This window comes from Paraburkholderia xenovorans LB400 (assembly GCF_000013645.1).
GTDB lineage: Bacteria > Pseudomonadota > Gammaproteobacteria > Burkholderiales > Burkholderiaceae > Paraburkholderia > Paraburkholderia xenovorans.
The window spans coordinates 1437049-1453599 of the sequence record NC_007951.1; the positions used below are offsets into that span (position 1 = coordinate 1437049).

The following is a 16551-nucleotide window of genomic DNA, read 5'->3' on the forward strand; positions in this document are numbered from 1 at the left end:
ATTGCCGACTTCAGGCCCCTATGCATAGACGGTACTGGGGACTCGCTTACTTCCTACGCGCATCGCGTAGTTGCTCTCTGCCTTAACATCTATCTCAAAATACTGTATAAATATACAGTGAAAAATCGCCGCTTCATGCTCGTCCGATGCCGGGCAGGGCGGAGCGTTCCCTATTCAGGAGCGTGTCTATGGCAGCAGCGATTCGGCTGGCGACGACCGCGCTGTCGTCCCAATTGCGACGTCAGGTGTGGCAGGGCAATGAGCTTGCCGAGGCGGACTCGCGTGTGATTTCCAGCGGTTATGCCGAACTGGATAAGTTGTTGCCGGGCCAAGGCTGGTCGGTTGGCGGCCTGACGGAATTATTGATCGAACATGGTGGCGTGGGTGAAGTACGTCTGCTAGCCCATGCGCTTTGTTATCTGACGATGCAGGCCGGACGGCATGTCATGCTCGTGGCGCCTCCGTATCAACCATGTGCGGCCGCGTTGAGGGCTTGGGGTGTCGATGTCGAGCGAGTCTTATGGGTGCGCTCGAGTGAAGACCAGGCCCTGTGGGCCGCCGCTCAGGCCTTGAAGCAGAATGGCATCGGCGCGGTCCTGGTTTGGCTGCCGAATGCGCGTGCCGACAAAGTCCGGCGTCTCCAGGTGGCGGCTCAGGAGTCGGCCTCGCTGGCATTTTTGATCCGGCCTGTCGAGGCAGCCCGGCAATCCTCCCCGGCACCGTTGCGAATGATCTGCGAGCCGCTCTTGCCGGCCAATGCGCAGACGATCAACCGTCGTCAATGGCTACAGGAGATTGGTTTGTCGATCGACATCTTCAAGCGTCGCGGGCCGCCGTTAGCTGAGCCTCTTCGGCTCGTTTTGCCTTTACAAAGCGTCTTGTTGCCGGAAAGCGGGGTCGGCAGCCATCAGGAACCAGAGATCAAACATGCTGTGGATCGCAGTCACATTGCCACTCTTGTCACTGGAAGCGGTGAAGCCCCTCGCGCCGCTCCCGGCTGGTTTGCTCGCGAAGTCGAATCGGCGTGAGTCGCGCGACGAAGCAGGCCAACCTCACAATGCCGAAGACATCGGTAAAAGGCATTGCTACGCCCTGGCCGATCATGCGCACATCCTGATGCCGGATTTCGACGCATTGCGCGCCGGCGTGCATGCGGGTCACTCGCGTTCATATGCACTGGCGTTGGCGCCGGGGCTCGAACTGCTTGCCGCCGATGCCGACCGCGAAACTCAGTCGTTCGAATCAATCGCGCTTGCATTGCTGGCGTACACACCGAAAGTGTCCCTTGCCGATGCGCACACTCTATTGCTGGAAGTCGGTTCCGGTTTGAGGTTGTTCGGCGGCTTGCGCGCGTTGTTGTCGCGGGTGTCCGCCACAGTGGCGGAGTTCGGCTATACGGCGCGCATTGCCTGTGCGCCGACCGCCTGGGGCGCGTGGCTATTGGCACAGGCGCGCTGTGCTCAGCAAGGGCGTCGCTGGCATGTGGTCAAGGAGACTTCACTCGTGCGTGTGCTCGATGGTTTATCCGTATCGCTGCTGCCGGTCACGCAGGCGCATCGCGATGCGTTTTCGCATGTCGGCTGTACGACACTGGCCGATTTGGGTCAGTTGCCACGCTCGGGTATCGTGCGACGTTTTGGTAGCGAAATTCTGGATCTGCTGGCGCAGGCGTATGGTACGCGCCCGGATCCCCGCGAATCGTTTCGGGCGCCGGCGTCGTTTCATGCGCAACTGGAGTTGCCCTCGCGGGTCGATAACGCGGATGCATTGCTGTTTGCCGCGCGTCGGCTGATTGTGCAGTTAGCTGGCTGGCTGAGCGCGCACCATGCGGCGCTCAGCGGCTATACGTTGCTGCTCGAGCATGAATTGGCGTCCCGTCATGCACCGAAGACATCGAGTCTGAAGGTTGCATGGGCCATACCGTCACGTGATGCCGAACATCTGATCTGGTTGCTGCGGGAAAAACTGAATCAGACAGTGCTGATGGCACCCGTTATCGAGTTGAAGCTGGTGGCGGATCAGGTCGGTGAATATGCTGGCCAGTCGGACACCTTGTTCCCCATGCCCGAATCGGATGGCGATTCGATTACGCGTCTGCTCGAACGCTTGAGCGCGCGGTTGGGTCCCGAGAATGTGCTGCAGATGTCGGTGCAGGACGATCATCGTCCCGAACGGGCGATGCGTGTTGAAGCCTACCAGGCGCAAGCGTTTTCGCGCAAGAAGCGTTCGCCAGCGAAGTCCCGGTCGAAACTCAAAGCGGACAAAACCTGGCTGACCGATGAGTTGCGGCACGCTGCCGCGGAGGAAGGGCGCGAAGACGGCGAGAGGGCCACACAGGCCAGCCAGGTCACCCAACGCCCATCCAGAACGAGCAACGCTAGAAACACCAACACATCCGCACCGCAACCCAACAACGCACAGGCATCCCTCGATCTACCCGACAGCGCGTTGCCTTCCCAGCCTCGCCCTGTCTGGATGCTCGATAAGCCGCTGCGTCTGATGATGCGCGACCAGCGGCCGATCTATCGCCGGCCGCTGAAAATGCTCACGCGTACCGAACGGATTGAAGCAGGGTGGTGGGACGGCAACGGTGTCGAGCGTGATTACTACGTCGCGGCCGATGACCGCGGCCATATGTTCTGGGTATACCGTGAACGTCTTAGCGGCGAGTGGTATTTGCAGGGTTTATTCGGCTGAACATCATGCCTCTATCCCAGTCACCATTCCTCGCGAAGCAGACACTTGCCACTCATTTGCCGGCATATGCTGAGTTGCATTGCCTGACTAATTTCTCTTTTCTGCGTGGCGCTTCACATCCTTATGAGCTCGTCGAGCAGGCGATGTCGCGTGGTTATAGCGCGCTCGCGATCACTGACGAATGCTCGCTGGCAGGCGTCGTTCGAGCCCATACGGCGTTGAAGGAAATCAGGGAGGAGCGGGAGCGTCAGCAGAAAGAGCGCGAGGATAAGGCCAAAGCGGCCAAAGCGGCGCAGGCGGCAGTGCCTTTGGAAGATGCGTCGAAAGCCGGATTTATACAACAGGAAGCCGAAGAAATAGAGGATGCCGAATCATTAAAACCCCTCCCTCATCTGATCATCGGCAGTGAATTCAATCTGACTGACGAAACCGGCGAACCCTTCTGCACCCTGGTTGCGCTAGCAACCAACCGCAACGGTTACGGCAATCTTTCCGAACTGATCACGCTGGCTCGCTCGCGCGCTGACAAAGGCAGTTATCGTCTCGGTCCGTCAGACTTCACTGATTCCTTGCCGCATCTGGCACATCTGCAGACATTGCCCGATTGCGTCCTGATGCTCGTGCCACAGCGCGCGGCGACACTCTCGCATACGCTGCGTTGTGCGCATTGGCTCGCATCATTCGCCGCACAGCGTGCGTGGATCGCGCTCGAACTCTGGCAAACAGGTAGCGATGATCTTCAGATCGACGCCTTGCGCATGATTTCAAAAGCGAGCGGTTTGCCGCTGGTCGCGGCAGGTGGCGTTCTAATGCATGCCCGCTCGCGCAAGCCTTTGCAGGACACGATGACCGCGATCGGCCTCGTCACGCCGCTATCGGCATGCGGTCACGCGCTTGAAGCGAATGCAGAGCGCCACATGCGTACGCGCGTACGGCTCGGCAAACTGTACCCGCGCGATACGCTGGAAGAAACGCTGCGTATCGCCGCGCTATGCCGCTTCTCGCTCGACGAACTCAAGTATGAGTATCCCGAAGAACTGGTACCCGCCGGCGAGTCGCCATCGAGTTATCTGCGCAAGCTGGTCATGGCCGGCGCGATGGAGCGCTGGCCCGAAGGCATGGATCTGAAGCGGATCGGCCAGATCGAAAAGGAATTGGCGCTGATCGCCGATCTGAAATACGAAAAGTATTTTCTGACGGTGCACGATATCGTGAGTTTCGCGCGTTCCAGAAACATTCTGTGTCAGGGGCGAGGTTCGGCGGCGAATTCGATCGTTTGCTATTGCCTGCACGTAACGGAAATCGACCCCGTGCAGATGAACATGCTGATCGAACGATTCATCTCCCGCGCGCGTAACGAACCGCCTGATATCGACGTCGATTTCGAGCATCAGCGGCGCGAAGAGGTGATTCAATATATCTACACGAAGTACGGCCGTCATCGAGCGGCGCTTACTGCATCGCTGATTACGTATCACGCGCGCAGTGCGCTAAAAGATGTGGGCAAGGCGCTGGGTCTCGAGGCGTCGTTGATCGAGCGGATCAGCAAGTCGCAACAATGGTGGGACGGCACGGATGCGGTCGCGGGATATCTGGCCGAAGCGGGCTTCGACGCCAACTCGCACATCACGCAGAATCTGATTCGCCTCACGAGGGAGTTGCGCAGCTTTCCGCGTCATCTGTCGCAACACGTCGGCGGGTTTGTGATTGCGAAAGACAAACTGTCGCGACTCGTGCCGATCGAAAACGCGACCATGAAAGACCGCAGCGTGATCGAATGGGACAAGGACGATATCGACGCGCTCAAGCTGCTGAAAGTCGACGTGCTGGCGCTCGGCATGTTGTCGGCCATCCGGCGCGCGTTGGAATTCGTCGCATTGAGGCGCGGTTTCCCACAGTTCCGGGTGCAGGATATTCCGCGCGAGGATCGGGCTGTCTACGAAATGTGCGGCCATGCCGATACGATCGGCGTATTCCAGATCGAATCGCGTGCGCAGCAAAGCATGCTGCCGAGGCTGAAGCCCAACAAGTACTACGATCTCGTGATCGAAGTGGCGATCGTGCGGCCCGGGCCGATTCAGGGCGGCATGGTGCATCCCTATCTGCGCCGCAAGCAGGGCCTCGAACCGGTCGACTATGCTAAGGATGAACTTCGTCCCGTGCTCGAACGCACACTCGGCGTGCCGATTTTCCAGGAACAGGTCATGCATCTGGCAATGGTTGCGGCGGAATATACCGGTGAGCAGGCCGATCAGTTGCGGCGCGCTATGGCCGCATGGCGGCGCAGTGGCAACCTTGCGAAGTATCAGAAGGATTTGAACGAACGGATGCTCAGACGTGGCTATGAACAGGCGTTCATCGACCGCATCTGCAAACAGATCGAAGGCTTCGGCGAATATGGTTTTCCGGAGAGCCACGCGGCGAGTTTCGCTTTGCTCGTCTATCTCAGCGCGTGGTTGAAGCGCTACGAACCGGCCGCATTTCTGGCCGGTTTGCTGAACAGCCAGCCGCTGGGGTTTTACTCGCCGTCGCAACTCGTTCAGGACGCGAAGCGCCACGGCGTCAAGATATTGCCGCCCGACGTGACCTTGAGCGATTGGGAGTCGACATTCGAGAGGCGCGGTCATGAAGGGCGGCGGATCTCATCGGACGAAACCTGTCTGCATCGTCAGCAGACCGTACTATCGGCGCAGCAATTGCGCGATCTTTCGCTGCGGCGCCTGACGGTGAGCAGGACAGTCCGGCGCGCCGCACAGCGATTGACGGCTCGCGTGTTTCAACCGTCGAACACCTATGGCGCGCGCGGTCCCGCCGTGCGTATCGGCATGCATCTGATCAAGGGCCTCACGCAAGGGGCCGCCGAACGCATCATGGCGGCTCGCCACGACGCGCAATTTACCGATGTCGACGATCTGGCGCGCCGCGCGGCCTTGACGCGGCGCGATCTCGAAGCGCTTGCCGCAGCGAACGCGCTGGTCAGTATCGCGGGACATCGGCGCGAAGCGTGGTGGGCCGTGACGGCGCAGCACGCGGTGCCCAGATTGCTGCGCGATGCGCCGATTGCCGAAGCTGCGCTGGCGTTGCCGCAGGCAGCAGAAAGCCGCGAAATCGTCGACGACTATGCGAGCCTCGGTCTCACGCTCAATCGTCATCCGCTCGCACTGTTGCGCGCGCGTCTTGCGCGCCAGCGTTTTCGCACGGCCGCCGAACTCACCGCCTGTCAGCACGGCACACTGGCGCGCGCGTGCGGCATCGTCACCGTGCGACAACGGCCGGGCACGGCAAACGGCACAGTATTCGTGTCGATCGAAGACGAAACCGGTTCGATCAATGTGATCGTCTGGCCGTCGCTGGTGGAAAAGCAGCGCAAGGTTTTGCTGGGCGCATCGTTGCTGGCGGTCTACGGCGTTTTGCAGCGTGACGACGGCGTGGCTACCGGAGGCAATCATTCTGGCAACGGCGTTCATGCGAATCAGGCCGGCAAGGCGAAACAGAAACACAAAGGCGAGGTGATCCATCTCGTCGCCCATCGCCTCGAGGACCACAGCGAATGGCTCGGCGACCTGGCTACGGCGAGCCGCGATTTTCATTGAGGCCTGGCTGGCCACAGGCAAGCGCGCCGGTTCGGCGTGTCAGAGCGCCGTGCCGGCGCGCGGCATCATCGCAATATGGGCACTTGTTGTGGCCGGCCCTCTCTACCAGGCGAGACGTCTACGCCTGCGCGGCACCGCGCCACGGGAACGCGGCTAACACTTGCCGGATCGCCGTATCGAACGGTGTACGGCGGCCGATCCCGAGCGCTTCGAGCCGGGTCGAAGCGAGGTGGCAGTTATGCGGGCGCGGCGTCGCATCGGTCGGCGTGCGTTGCGGTGTCAGATGCGCGTCGAGTTGCAACGCTTCGGCAAGGCGCACGGCGATCTCGTACTTGTTCATCGGTTCGTCGCCCGACCATTGCACGATGCCGCGAATCGCGTCGCCGCGCGCATGCAGTTCGAGCATCTGCCGGATCACGAACGCGACGTCCGGCGTGAAGGTGGGATAACGGATCGCCCATGCATCCATGACGGCGGGTTGACCAGCCGGCGCAGCCGACGCGGCGATCGCCGGCACGAGACTCGTCACGGCCGACTCGGCCCAACTGACGATCGGCCCGTACAGCAGCGGCAAACGCAGCACGCAGCCCAGGTCGGTCGATTCCGTCAGCGCGCGCTCGCCTTCGAGCTTGCTGTGCCCATAGGCATTGAGCGGCGCGGGCACGGAATCGTGCTGGTAGGGCGGGTGTGTGCCGTCGAACACGTAATCCGTGGAGATCGACAGCGTCCATGCGCCGCGCCGGTTCGCCGCCGCGGCAAGCGTGCGCACGGCATCGACGTTCAGTGCGCGGGCCAGCGCGGGATCGTGCTCGCACACGTCCGGTCGGCGCTCCGCCGCGGCAATCACGAGCGCATCCGGTGCTTCGCGCTCGACGAACTGCTCGACCGCCTGCGCGTCGCGAATATCCAGCGCGATCCTGCCTGGCGCCGGCCGGCTGAACGCCGTGGCCGCGACTTGCCAGCCGGGCTGCTGTGCCAGTTCGTCTGCGAGCGCGCGGCCGAGCAGCCCGGAGGCGCCGATGACGGCAACTTTGAACATGCCGTGAACTCGCTTAGCGGACTGTGCCGGATGCGCCGGTCGTTGCGCGAGTTGCCGCGCCCGTCACCGTGTAGCCGGCTTCGTCGATGGCGGCCTTGAGCGCCTCAGCCGGTTGCGCCGATTCGACTGTCACGCGCCCGGACGCCAGATCCACCTGGACCTGCGCGGCTTCATCGTGTTCGCGGATGGCGTTCGTGACCGCCGCGACACAATGCTGGCAGCTCATGCCTTCAACCTGGAATTCGATCGTCATCGGGATTACCTCGGAAAAATGGATATTGCGATAGTTGAATTATGCCTGCCGATCCGCAATTCAGTGGTGACCTTCCCATGATGGCAAGGTGTACGATCGATTCACATACAAGGGGAAACGCCATGAATATCGGTGAAGCGGCCCGCGTGTCGGGCGTCACGGCGAAAATGATTCGCTACTATGAAAGCGTCGGCTTGCTGGCGGCCAAAGCGCGCACGAGCGCCGGCTATCGCGTATATGGCCCGCAAGAGGTTCATTCGTTGCGCTTCATCCGCCAGGCGCGCCGGCTCGGCTTTCTGGTCGAAGACATCCGGCGGCTGCTCGCGCTGTGGCACGATCGCTCGCGCGCCAGTGCCGAGGTGAAGGCGATTGCGCTGGAACACGTTGCAGAGCTGGATCGGCGCATCGCCGAACTGACTGATATGCGCGACACGTTGGCGCACCTGGCCGACCATTGCCACGGCGACGACCGCCCTGATTGCCCGATTATCGAGCGGCTTGCCGATACTGACCTGGTTTCAGGACAGGGTTGTCATCCGATTTGACGTGTTGTGGCGTCGGTTCGCCAGCCGAAGCCTGAATTCGCGGCAATTCGAGTAGCATTTGCACCAAAACAATGCGTAAAAATATGGGGCAACATCATCCGTTAAGAAAAATACATCTCGAATTCAGCGAAATCAATCACTTACGTGCACCATGCTTGTGCACCATTCCAAAACGGAATGCACGTCATGCGGGCATTTCACTAGCAAGCTTGCACTATCGGTCTATAATCCGGGTTAACCCTTTTACGGGAAATCCCTGATGCCCAATCCACCGGGGATTCAATCTTGATCCTTGGAGAACATCATGTTTGCATACGTACTTGAAAAGCTGAGCACCTGGTTTGAAACTGCTGAACGCACCCGTCGTGAAGAATACCTGGCTTCGTCTTCGGACATCGTCCAACTTGAACAGCGTATTCGTTCACTCGAAAGCAACGGCTACTCGCTGTAAGTTTCAAATGCATCAAGCGTGACCTGGCAGCGCCAACGCGCGGCCTTGGCAGTAAAAGCGTTGAGCCCCGTCTATCTATGCGGGGCTTTGTCATATCTGGGCTGCAAAAATCGCGGCAGGATGGCGTCAGAAAGCTATCCGTGGCGAATGTCGACTAGCCTCGCGGCTGCCGTCGCGGTAAGGTAAAGCGTTTTCCGCGCAATCCGGCTTCTCAAACTCAACCGGTCCGCCCATGTCACTCGTCCGCACGCTCCCATCCATCCTGGTCTTGACCCTTGCAGCTTCGCTGACACCAGTTTTTGCCATGTCGAGCGCTTCTGCTGCATCGACCAGCGCGCGCAAGCCGGTGATTCTCGACTCGCAGAACGGCATCAGTGACGGTCAGAGCGGAACCGTACTCCAGACCGCGCCGCTTTCGCGGCAGCCGATCGTCGAGGCGCAGCCTATTGCGACACCGGCCGAACTGGCGCCGAATTCGTCGATCCCGATCGTCGTTGCGCCGTATATCCAGTTGCCCACAGGCGGGGGCACGCCACCGCAGCCGCAGCCTCGGCCAGCGCCTCGTCCGCAGCCTCGTCCGCAATAAGCGCTCGCGGCGCGATTGCTCCCGGCCGCTCCTTTCCCCTTTTCGTTGATGCTTCCGCGAGTGGCCAGTCCGCAGTCGCCAGGCGTATGCCGGCACGCCTGGGTTTCGTGCGGTTGACGAGCCGCAGCGGCATGCACCATTGGGGTTTGGGCGCATGGCGCGGGCGAAACCGTCAGACGACAATCATCGCGCGGTCTCGCGCCGGCGACCCAGCTACGCATCGAGTCTGCGCCGCCGTATCGACGAAAAACAGAACAAGGAGACATCGAATGCCGATTTACTGGATGCGACGGGCCGCCAGCGCTTGTGTCACGCTGCTCGCGCTGGTTGCGCTACCCAGCGCCGCGCTCGCCAAAGACACGCCGGAGAAGCCCGCGCTGACAATGGCCGTCGGCGGCTTGCCGGGTCTTTACTATCTGCCGGTACTCACCGCTCAACAGTTGGGCTACTTCAAGGACGAAGGCCTCGATGTCACGCTCGAAGACTTCGCGGGCGGATCGAAAGCGCTGGAAGCGGTGGTGGGCGGCAGCGCCGACGTGGGCGCGGGCGCATTCGAGCACACGCTGTTCATGCAGGAGAAAGGGCAGCACTACCGGGCGTTCGCGTTGATGGGACGCGCGCCGCAGATCGTTGTCGCGGTGCTGAAGTCGAAGGCCGATCAACTCAAGACGATGGCGGACTTCAAAGGCGCGAAAGTCGGCGTGAGCGCGCCGGGTTCGTCGACGGATCTCGTGCTCACCGTGGCTTTGCGCAAAGCCGGCGTACAGCGCAACGAGATTTCGGCGATCGGCGTGGGCAGCGGCGCCGCCGTGCTCGCGGCGGTGAGCGGCGGCCAGATCGACGCGCTCTCCAACGTCGATCCGATGATGACCAAACTGGCCCGCAGCGGCGCAATCAAGGTGCTGGTCGACACGCGCACGGTGAAGGGCACGCAGGAAGTGTTCGGCGGGACGATGCCGGCGGCGACCCTTTATGCATCGGACAGTTTCATCCAGAAGTATCCGAAGACCACGCAGGCGCTCGCCAATGCGATCGTGCGCGCGGATCATTGGCTGCAGAGCGCGAGCGATGCCGATCTGCTGAAGATGGTGCCGCCGGCCTATCTGCTCAACGACCCGGCGCTTTATGTGGAAGCGTTCCACAACGTGCGCGACGCCTATTCGCCGGACGGCCTGATGCCCGCGGACGGTCCGGCGACGTCGTTGCGCGCGTTGTCATCGTTCGATAACCGGCTCGATCCGAAAAAGATCGACCTGAACGCGACCTATACCAACGACTTCGCCCGCAAGGCCGCGGCGCTACTCAAGTAGGCGGCAGTGGCTCACCGGGCGGCCGGCTGCGCGTGTCGCGCGTAGCCGGGCACAACGCTCGTCAGGCGAGGCGAACTGCGTACGCCAGCGGTTGCAAAAAAGCTCGCGACCCGCAAAAGCCCGCAGCCAACCAAAGCCCACCACCCACACCACGAAGCTCAGTCGCCGCGATACTCCACCTTGAACTGTGCGGCGTTGTCTTCGCCGAGCACCTTGACGAGCCAGGGCATCTGCTCTTTCAGCGTTTTCGCCAGCGTGTACGGCGGGTTCAGAATGAACATGCCGCTGCCGAAAAGTCCAAAACCATCCTCGGGCGGATTGCTGACCGTCAGGCTCACGTGCAGCCAGTTCTTGTCCTGCAGTTTCTTCAACTGATCGGGAAAACGCAGCGACTCAGGGCGCCTCACCTGCGGATACCAGACCGCATACGTGCCGGTCGGGAAACGCTTCAGGCTTTCTTCGACACAGCGCAGCGTGCGCGTGTAGTCGCGCTTGTCCTCATACGACGGATCGAGCAGCACCAGCGCGCGGCGCGGCGCCGGCGGCAGCAAGGCGAGAATGCCGTCGAAGCCGTCGCCCGCATACAGCATGGCACGGCGGCCCGCGTCGCGGAAATTGTGGCGCAGCACGTCGATTTCGGTGGTATGCAGCTCGAACAGACGCATGCGGTCCTGCTCACGCATCTGCCGCCACGCGATATACGGCGAGCCGGGATAGAAGCGCAACTGGCCGTCCGGATTGAGCGCGCTGACTTCGTCGACGTAGTCGGCGAACATCGGCGGAAGATCGTTGCGCTCCCACAATCTGGCGATGCCGGTCCGGAACTCGCCGGTTTTGGTCGCGTAACCTTCCTTCAGCGAATAGACGCCAGCGCCCGCATGCGTGTCGATATACCAGTAGGATTTGTCCTTCTGGCCGAGGTAACGCAGAAGCTGCAACACGACGGCGTGTTTCAGAACGTCGGCGTGATTGCCTGCATGAAAGGCGTGGCGGTAGCTGAGCATGATGAGGAGACGCTGAAAGAGGGCATGCCGCTCCAGGGCGGATTCGGCGCTGCGGATGCAATACGGTGCAATGCTGCTGCACAACGGCCATACGGCGCGGTGTGCAGCGCGGCCGCGTATTGTACGCGACGCCGCGATGCGCACCGCGCTTTGCGGCGAGTGCCGCGTAACACGCTCCCGGCCGCGATCCGCCGGATTCATGTTACGCGCCCGGGTGCCGGCCAGGTCAGTCGTGCGCGTCGCCGATAATTTCCTCGATCCGCTCCTTGAGTTCCGGCGTGATCCGCCCGGCCACCTCGGCGGACTTCATGTTTTCGCCGATCTGTTCGACCCGCGACGCACCCGTGATCACCGTGCTGACGTTGGGATTTTTCAGAATCCAGCCAATGGCGAGCTGACCGACGGTGCAGCCCAGCTCGTCCGCCACTTCGCCGAGCTTGCCGACCACGTCGTTCCTGCCTGCGTCGGTGAGCTGCTTGCGCAGCCAGTCGTAGCCTTGCAATTGCGCGCGGCTGTCGGCCGGCACGCCGTTGCGGTACTTGCCGGTCAGCAGGCCGGACGCCAGCGGGCTCCAGGTGGTCAGGCCGAGGCCGATGTCCTCGTAGAGCCGCTTGTATTCCTGCTCGACGCGGTTGCGATGGAACAGGTTGTACTGCGGCTGCTCCATGACCGGCTTGTGCAGATGATGCCGTTGCGCGATGTCATAAGCGGCGCGGATTTCATCGGCGCTCCATTCGGAGGTGCCCCAGTACAGCGCCTTGCCGCGAGTGATCATGTCGCTCATGGCCCAGACGGTTTCCTCCACCGGCGTGTTCGGGTCCGGACGATGACAGAACACCAGGTCGACATAGTCGAGTTGCAGACGTTTCAGCGACGCGTCGATCGCATTCAGCAGATATTTGCGGTTCAACGTGTGGTACTGGTTCGGCGCTTCCGCGAGGCCCCAGAAGAATTTCGTCGACACCACGTAGCTCACGCGCGGCCACGCCAGTTCCTTGAGCGCCTGGCCCATGATCTCTTCGGATTTGCCGCCTGCATAGACCTCGGCGTTGTCGAAGAAGTTGACTCCCGCATCGCGCGCCGCCGCGAGCGATTCGCGTGCCGCGCGATTGTCCACCTGGTTGCCGTAGGTGACCCACGAGCCGATTGACAGTTCGCTCACTTGCAGGCCGGAGCGGCCCAGTCGTCGATAATTCATGCATTCCTCCTTGTTGGTGATGCCACCGGAATCCCGCTGAAAACATCCAGTTTAAAGAGATAAGCTGCAATACGCTTTTTACCGATGGAGTTCACACGGTTCATGCACAATAGCAGCGTTGGCCGCACTGCAGCATCCGGCGAACGGCCTATGCCGTTTGGCTGACTTCACGCCGCCGGCGGCCCGTGGTCTCATTGCTCATCAACTGCATGGAGGTTCTGGATGTCTTCACTGAACACAAATCTGAATGGCAAAGTCGCGGTGGTTACCGGCGCCGCAAGCGGCATCGGCAAGCAGATTGCGCTGACCCTTTCCGCGGCGGGCGCAGCGGTTGCGATCGCCGACCTGAACCAGGACGGGGCGAATGCCGTTGCTGAGGAAATCAGAAAGGGCGGCGGCAAGGCAATCGGTGTGGCGATGGACGTCACGAATGAAGACGCCGTCAACCAGGGCATCGACAAGGTCGCCGCGGAACTCGGCTCGGTTGACATTCTTATTTCCAACGCCGGCATCCAGATCGTCAATCCGATCGAAAACTATTCGTTTTCAGACTGGAAGAAGATGCAGGCGATCCATGTGGACGGCGCCTTCCTGACCACCAAGGCAGCGCTCAAGCACATGTACAAAGACGATCGCGGCGGCATCGTGATCTACATGGGTTCGGTCCATTCGCATGAAGCGTCGCCGCTCAAATCGGCTTATGTGACGGCAAAGCATGCGCTGCTTGGCCTCTCGCGCGTGCTCGCCAAAGAAGGCGCAAAGCACAACGTGCGCTCGCACGTGGTGTGTCCGGGTTTCGTACGTACGCCGCTCGTCGACAAGCAGATTCCCGAGCAGGCCAAGGAACTCGGCATCAGCGAGGAAGATGTGGTGAAGCGCGTCATGCTGGGCGGTACGGTCGACGGTGTCTTCACCACGGTGGAAGACGTCGCGCAGACGGTGCTGTTCCTGTCCACCTTCCCGACGGCGGCGCTCACCGGGCAGTCCTTTATTGTGAGCCACGGCTGGTATATGCAATAAGGAGGCGCGCATGGCGCAACGCAATCTCAAGCGGGCGCGCGTCGGCGCGCCCGGCGACGGGGAAGGCGAGGGCGCCGGTCCGGCGCCCGCCGTGCACCCCGGCCGGCACATCCATTTGCCTGATTACGAAACCGTTGCCCTGATGCTGCAAGGTGGCGGCGCGTTAGGCGCCTATCAGGCCGGCGTTTTTCAGGGCCTTCACGAAGCCGGCATCGCGCCGAACTGGCTGGCCGGCATTTCGATCGGCGCGTTGAATACGGCCATCATTGCCGGCAATCCGCCGGAGAAGCGCGTGGAGCGGCTGCGGCAATTCTGGGAGACGATCTGCCAGCCGGCTTTCGGACCGCCGTTGCCCACGTTTATCGAGCACGCGCTGTTCAACTCCAGCGAAGCCATACGCAAGGTGTTTACGGCAACCCAGGCAATGGGCGCCATCGTCGAAGGGCAAAAAGGCTTTTTCGTGCCGCGCTTCCCGCCGCCGTTGCCCACGGTGTCCGGACCGCCGCAGCTCGCCAGTTACTACGACACCACGCCGCTGAAGGCCACGCTCGAAGCGCTGTGCGATTTCGACCGGATCAATTCGCGCGAAACGCGGGTTTCGGTGGGCGCGGTCAATTGCGGCACGGGCAATTTCGCGTACTTCGACAACACGCACACGACGCTGAGGCCCGAGCACTTCATGGCGTCGGGTGCGTTGCCGCCAGGCTTCGCGGCGGTCGAGATCGACGGCGAGTACTACTGGGACGGCGGTTTGATGTCGAATACGCCGCTCTACGAGGTGATCCAGTCCACGCCGCGCCGCGACACGCTCGCGTTCCAGGTCGATCTCTGGAGCGCGATCGGGCCGGTACCGGACAACATCACCGACGTCCAGGGGCGCATGAAGGACATCCAGTATTCGAGCCGCACGCGTCTCGTGACCGATATGCTCCAGCGGTCGCAGCGTTTCCGGCACGTATTGCACGAGGTGCTGGAACGCGTGCCCGCGGATCAGCGTGACGATCCGTGGTGCAAGCTCGCTGAAGATCTGTCGTGTTCGAAGCGCTACAACGTGATTCATCTCATCTACCGTGAGAAAGAATACGAAGGGCATTACAAGGACTTCCAGTTCGGTCTTTCAACCATGCGTGAACACTGGCAAAGCGGTCTGGAGGATATTCGCCGTTCGCTTGTGCAGCCGGATTGGCTCGACATGCCGAATAACGACGCAGGCTTTGTCACGCACGATATCCACCGGGATTCGCGCTGAAGAACCGCACGGCCCATAAAAAAACGGCGCCCGGAAGGGCGCCGTTTTTACAAGCAAGTGCAAGTTCCATCAAAGCGCGTGCAATGCATGCCCGCGCTTTCCCGTGCCTTACTTCAATACGTGAGCGATCGCGTTGGCCACCGCGTCGAGGTTGCGCGTATTCAGCGCGGCCACGCAGATGCGACCCGTGCTCACGGCGTAGATGCCGAATTCTTCGCGCAGACGGTCCACCTGCGGCGCCGTCAGACCCGAGTACGAGAACATGCCGCGCTGCGCGTTCACGAAGCTGAAGTCGCGATCCACGCCGCTCGCCTTCAGGCGTTCGACCAGACCATTGCGCATGGCGCGGATGCGATCGCGCATTTCGGCCAGTTCCGTTTCCCACGTGGCGCGCAGCTCCGGCGACGCGAGCACGGCCGCGACCACCGAGCCGCCGTGCGTCGGCGGGTTCGAATAGTTCGTGCGGATCACGCGCTTGAGTTGCGACAGCACGCGAGCGGCTTCTTCCTTGCTTGCCGTGATGATCGACAGCGCGCCGACGCGCTCGCCGTACAGCGAGAACGACTTCGAGAACGACGACGACACGAACACGTTCAGTTCCGCCGCGGCGAACAGACGGACGGCCGCTGCGTCTGCTTCGATGTTGTCGCCGAAACCCTGGTAGGCGATGTCGAGGAACGGCACCAGATTGCGCGCCTTGACCACTTCGACAACCTGCTTCCATTGCTCGATGTTGAGGTCCACGCCGGTCGGGTTGTGGCAGCACGCGTGCAGCACGACGATCGTGCCGGCGGCATAGCTGTTCAGCGCGCTCAGCATGGCGTCGAAATTCACGCCGTGGGTGTGCGCGTCGTAGTACGGGTACGACACGACTTCGAAACCTGCGCCTTCGAACAATGCGCGGTGGTTTTCCCAGCTCGGATCGCTGATCGCGACCTTGGCGTTCGGGTTCAGGCGCTTCAGGAAGTCCGCGCCAATTTTCAGCGCGCCCGTGCCGCCCAGCGCCTGCGCCGTCACGACGCGGCCCGCCGCGATCAGCGGCGAGTCGTTGCCGAGCAGCAGCTTCTGCACAGCGGCATCGTAAGCGGCGATGCCTTCGATCGGCAGGTAGCCGCGCGGCAGCGCGGCATCGACGCGGGCCTTTTCTGCGTCGCGCACGGCGCGCAGCAACGGAATCTTGCCTTCTTCATTGAAGTACACGCCGACGCCAAGGTTGACCTTGGTGGTGCGCGTATCGGCATTGAAGGCTTCGTTCAGGCCCAGAATCGGGTCGCGGGGAGCAAGTTCGACGGCGGAGAACAGAGACATGATGGGTGGGCAGCAGTAGTGAAAAGAGGGCGGCTTCGATCGCGGACGGCCGGGCCAGCAGAGGCGTTCGCGCGACGCGCAAACGGACTGCGGACAGCAGCGAGCGAGCGCAACTTCGCATTGTAACGAATTCGCGACTATTTTTCGGTCGAGAAAGCCGGCCGGCCGGAAATTTCTGCTTGAAAAACAGGCACTCCGATACCACGTGCCATGAGCGGCTCTGTCCGTGAGACCGTCCGCAAAGGGCCGGAAAACGGCTCGCCGCCGTAAAAGCCGAAGCTGGACACGCAAGCCTGGC

General features: G+C 61.6%; 14 protein-coding genes. 9 read left to right on the top strand and 5 right to left on the bottom strand.

What is annotated here, in order from left to right:
• The first annotated feature begins 188 nt into the window (after positions 1-188).
• Genes imuA through BXE_RS06285 form a run of 3 tightly spaced genes read left to right on the top strand, consistent with a single transcriptional unit; the run spans position 189 to position 6290 of the window.
• Positions 189-1028 (top strand): translesion DNA synthesis-associated protein ImuA, encoded by an 840-nt coding sequence (gene imuA / locus BXE_RS06275; RefSeq protein ID WP_011487530.1) that lies wholly within the window; start codon positions 189-191, stop codon positions 1026-1028.
• Entirely contained in the window at positions 928-2697 is a 1770-nt protein-coding gene (locus BXE_RS06280; RefSeq protein ID WP_011487531.1) for a Y-family DNA polymerase, read from the top strand. Before imuA ends, BXE_RS06280 begins: the two co-directional genes overlap by 101 nt.
• Before the next feature lie 5 nt (positions 2698-2702).
• Positions 2703-6290, top strand: a complete 3588-nt coding sequence (locus BXE_RS06285; RefSeq protein ID WP_011487532.1) for an error-prone DNA polymerase — start codon at positions 2703-2705, stop codon at positions 6288-6290.
• A gap of 118 nt (positions 6291-6408) precedes the next feature.
• Here the strand turns inward: BXE_RS06285 and BXE_RS06290 are convergent, their stop codons facing one another.
• Both BXE_RS06290 and BXE_RS06295 read right to left on the bottom strand, forming a co-directional pair.
• Positions 6409-7329 carry a dTDP-4-dehydrorhamnose reductase family protein gene (locus BXE_RS06290; protein ID WP_011487533.1) on the bottom strand — a complete coding sequence of 307 codons (921 nt, stop codon included), beginning with the start codon at positions 7327-7329 and terminating at the stop codon, positions 6409-6411.
• A gap of 13 nt (positions 7330-7342) precedes the next feature.
• On the bottom strand, positions 7343-7582 hold the full coding sequence (locus BXE_RS06295; protein WP_011487534.1) for a heavy-metal-associated domain-containing protein: 240 nt from the start codon (positions 7580-7582) through the stop codon (positions 7343-7345).
• A 122-nt stretch (positions 7583-7704) separates the two neighbouring features.
• Here BXE_RS06295 and cueR point away from each other — a divergent pair, with 122 nt between their 5' ends.
• From cueR to BXE_RS06310, 4 genes are all read left to right on the top strand, one after another.
• Positions 7705-8127: a Cu(I)-responsive transcriptional regulator gene (cueR, locus tag BXE_RS06300; protein ID WP_038456625.1), complete on the top strand. Its 423-nt coding sequence runs from the start codon at positions 7705-7707 to the stop codon at positions 8125-8127.
• A gap of 304 nt (positions 8128-8431) precedes the next feature.
• Entirely contained in the window at positions 8432-8578 is a 147-nt protein-coding gene (locus BXE_RS43925) for a DUF3563 family protein (protein WP_007175569.1), read from the top strand.
• 232 nt (positions 8579-8810) lie between these two features.
• Positions 8811-9164 carry a hypothetical protein gene (locus tag BXE_RS46405; protein ID WP_011487536.1) on the top strand — a complete coding sequence of 118 codons (354 nt, stop codon included), beginning with the start codon at positions 8811-8813 and terminating at the stop codon, positions 9162-9164.
• Positions 9165-9433: 269 nt separating this feature from the next.
• Positions 9434-10474, top strand: a complete 1041-nt coding sequence (locus BXE_RS06310) for an ABC transporter substrate-binding protein (protein ID WP_011487537.1) — start codon at positions 9434-9436, stop codon at positions 10472-10474.
• A gap of 158 nt (positions 10475-10632) precedes the next feature.
• Here the strand turns inward: BXE_RS06310 and BXE_RS06315 are convergent, their stop codons facing one another.
• Complete coding sequence (locus BXE_RS06315; protein ID WP_011487538.1) at positions 10633-11478, bottom strand: 23S rRNA (adenine(2030)-N(6))-methyltransferase RlmJ; 846 nt, start codon at positions 11476-11478, stop codon at positions 10633-10635.
• 226 nt (positions 11479-11704) lie between these two features.
• Positions 11705-12676 carry a potassium channel beta subunit family protein gene (locus BXE_RS06320; protein ID WP_011487539.1) on the bottom strand — a complete coding sequence of 324 codons (972 nt, stop codon included), beginning with the start codon at positions 12674-12676 and terminating at the stop codon, positions 11705-11707.
• Positions 12677-12898: 222 nt separating this feature from the next.
• Between BXE_RS06320 and BXE_RS06325 the strand changes: the two genes are divergently transcribed.
• Together BXE_RS06325 and BXE_RS06330 are read left to right on the top strand one after the other, a co-directional pair.
• Entirely contained in the window at positions 12899-13696 is a 798-nt protein-coding gene (locus BXE_RS06325; protein ID WP_007175564.1) for a 3-hydroxybutyrate dehydrogenase, read from the top strand.
• A gap of 10 nt (positions 13697-13706) precedes the next feature.
• Positions 13707-14945 carry a DUF3734 domain-containing protein gene (locus BXE_RS06330; protein WP_011487540.1) on the top strand — a complete coding sequence of 413 codons (1239 nt, stop codon included), beginning with the start codon at positions 13707-13709 and terminating at the stop codon, positions 14943-14945.
• Positions 14946-15053: 108 nt separating this feature from the next.
• Here the strand turns inward: BXE_RS06330 and BXE_RS06335 are convergent, their stop codons facing one another.
• Positions 15054-16253: an amino acid aminotransferase gene (locus BXE_RS06335; protein WP_011487541.1), complete on the bottom strand. Its 1200-nt coding sequence runs from the start codon at positions 16251-16253 to the stop codon at positions 15054-15056.
• Between the last annotated feature and the right edge of the window lie 298 nt (positions 16254-16551).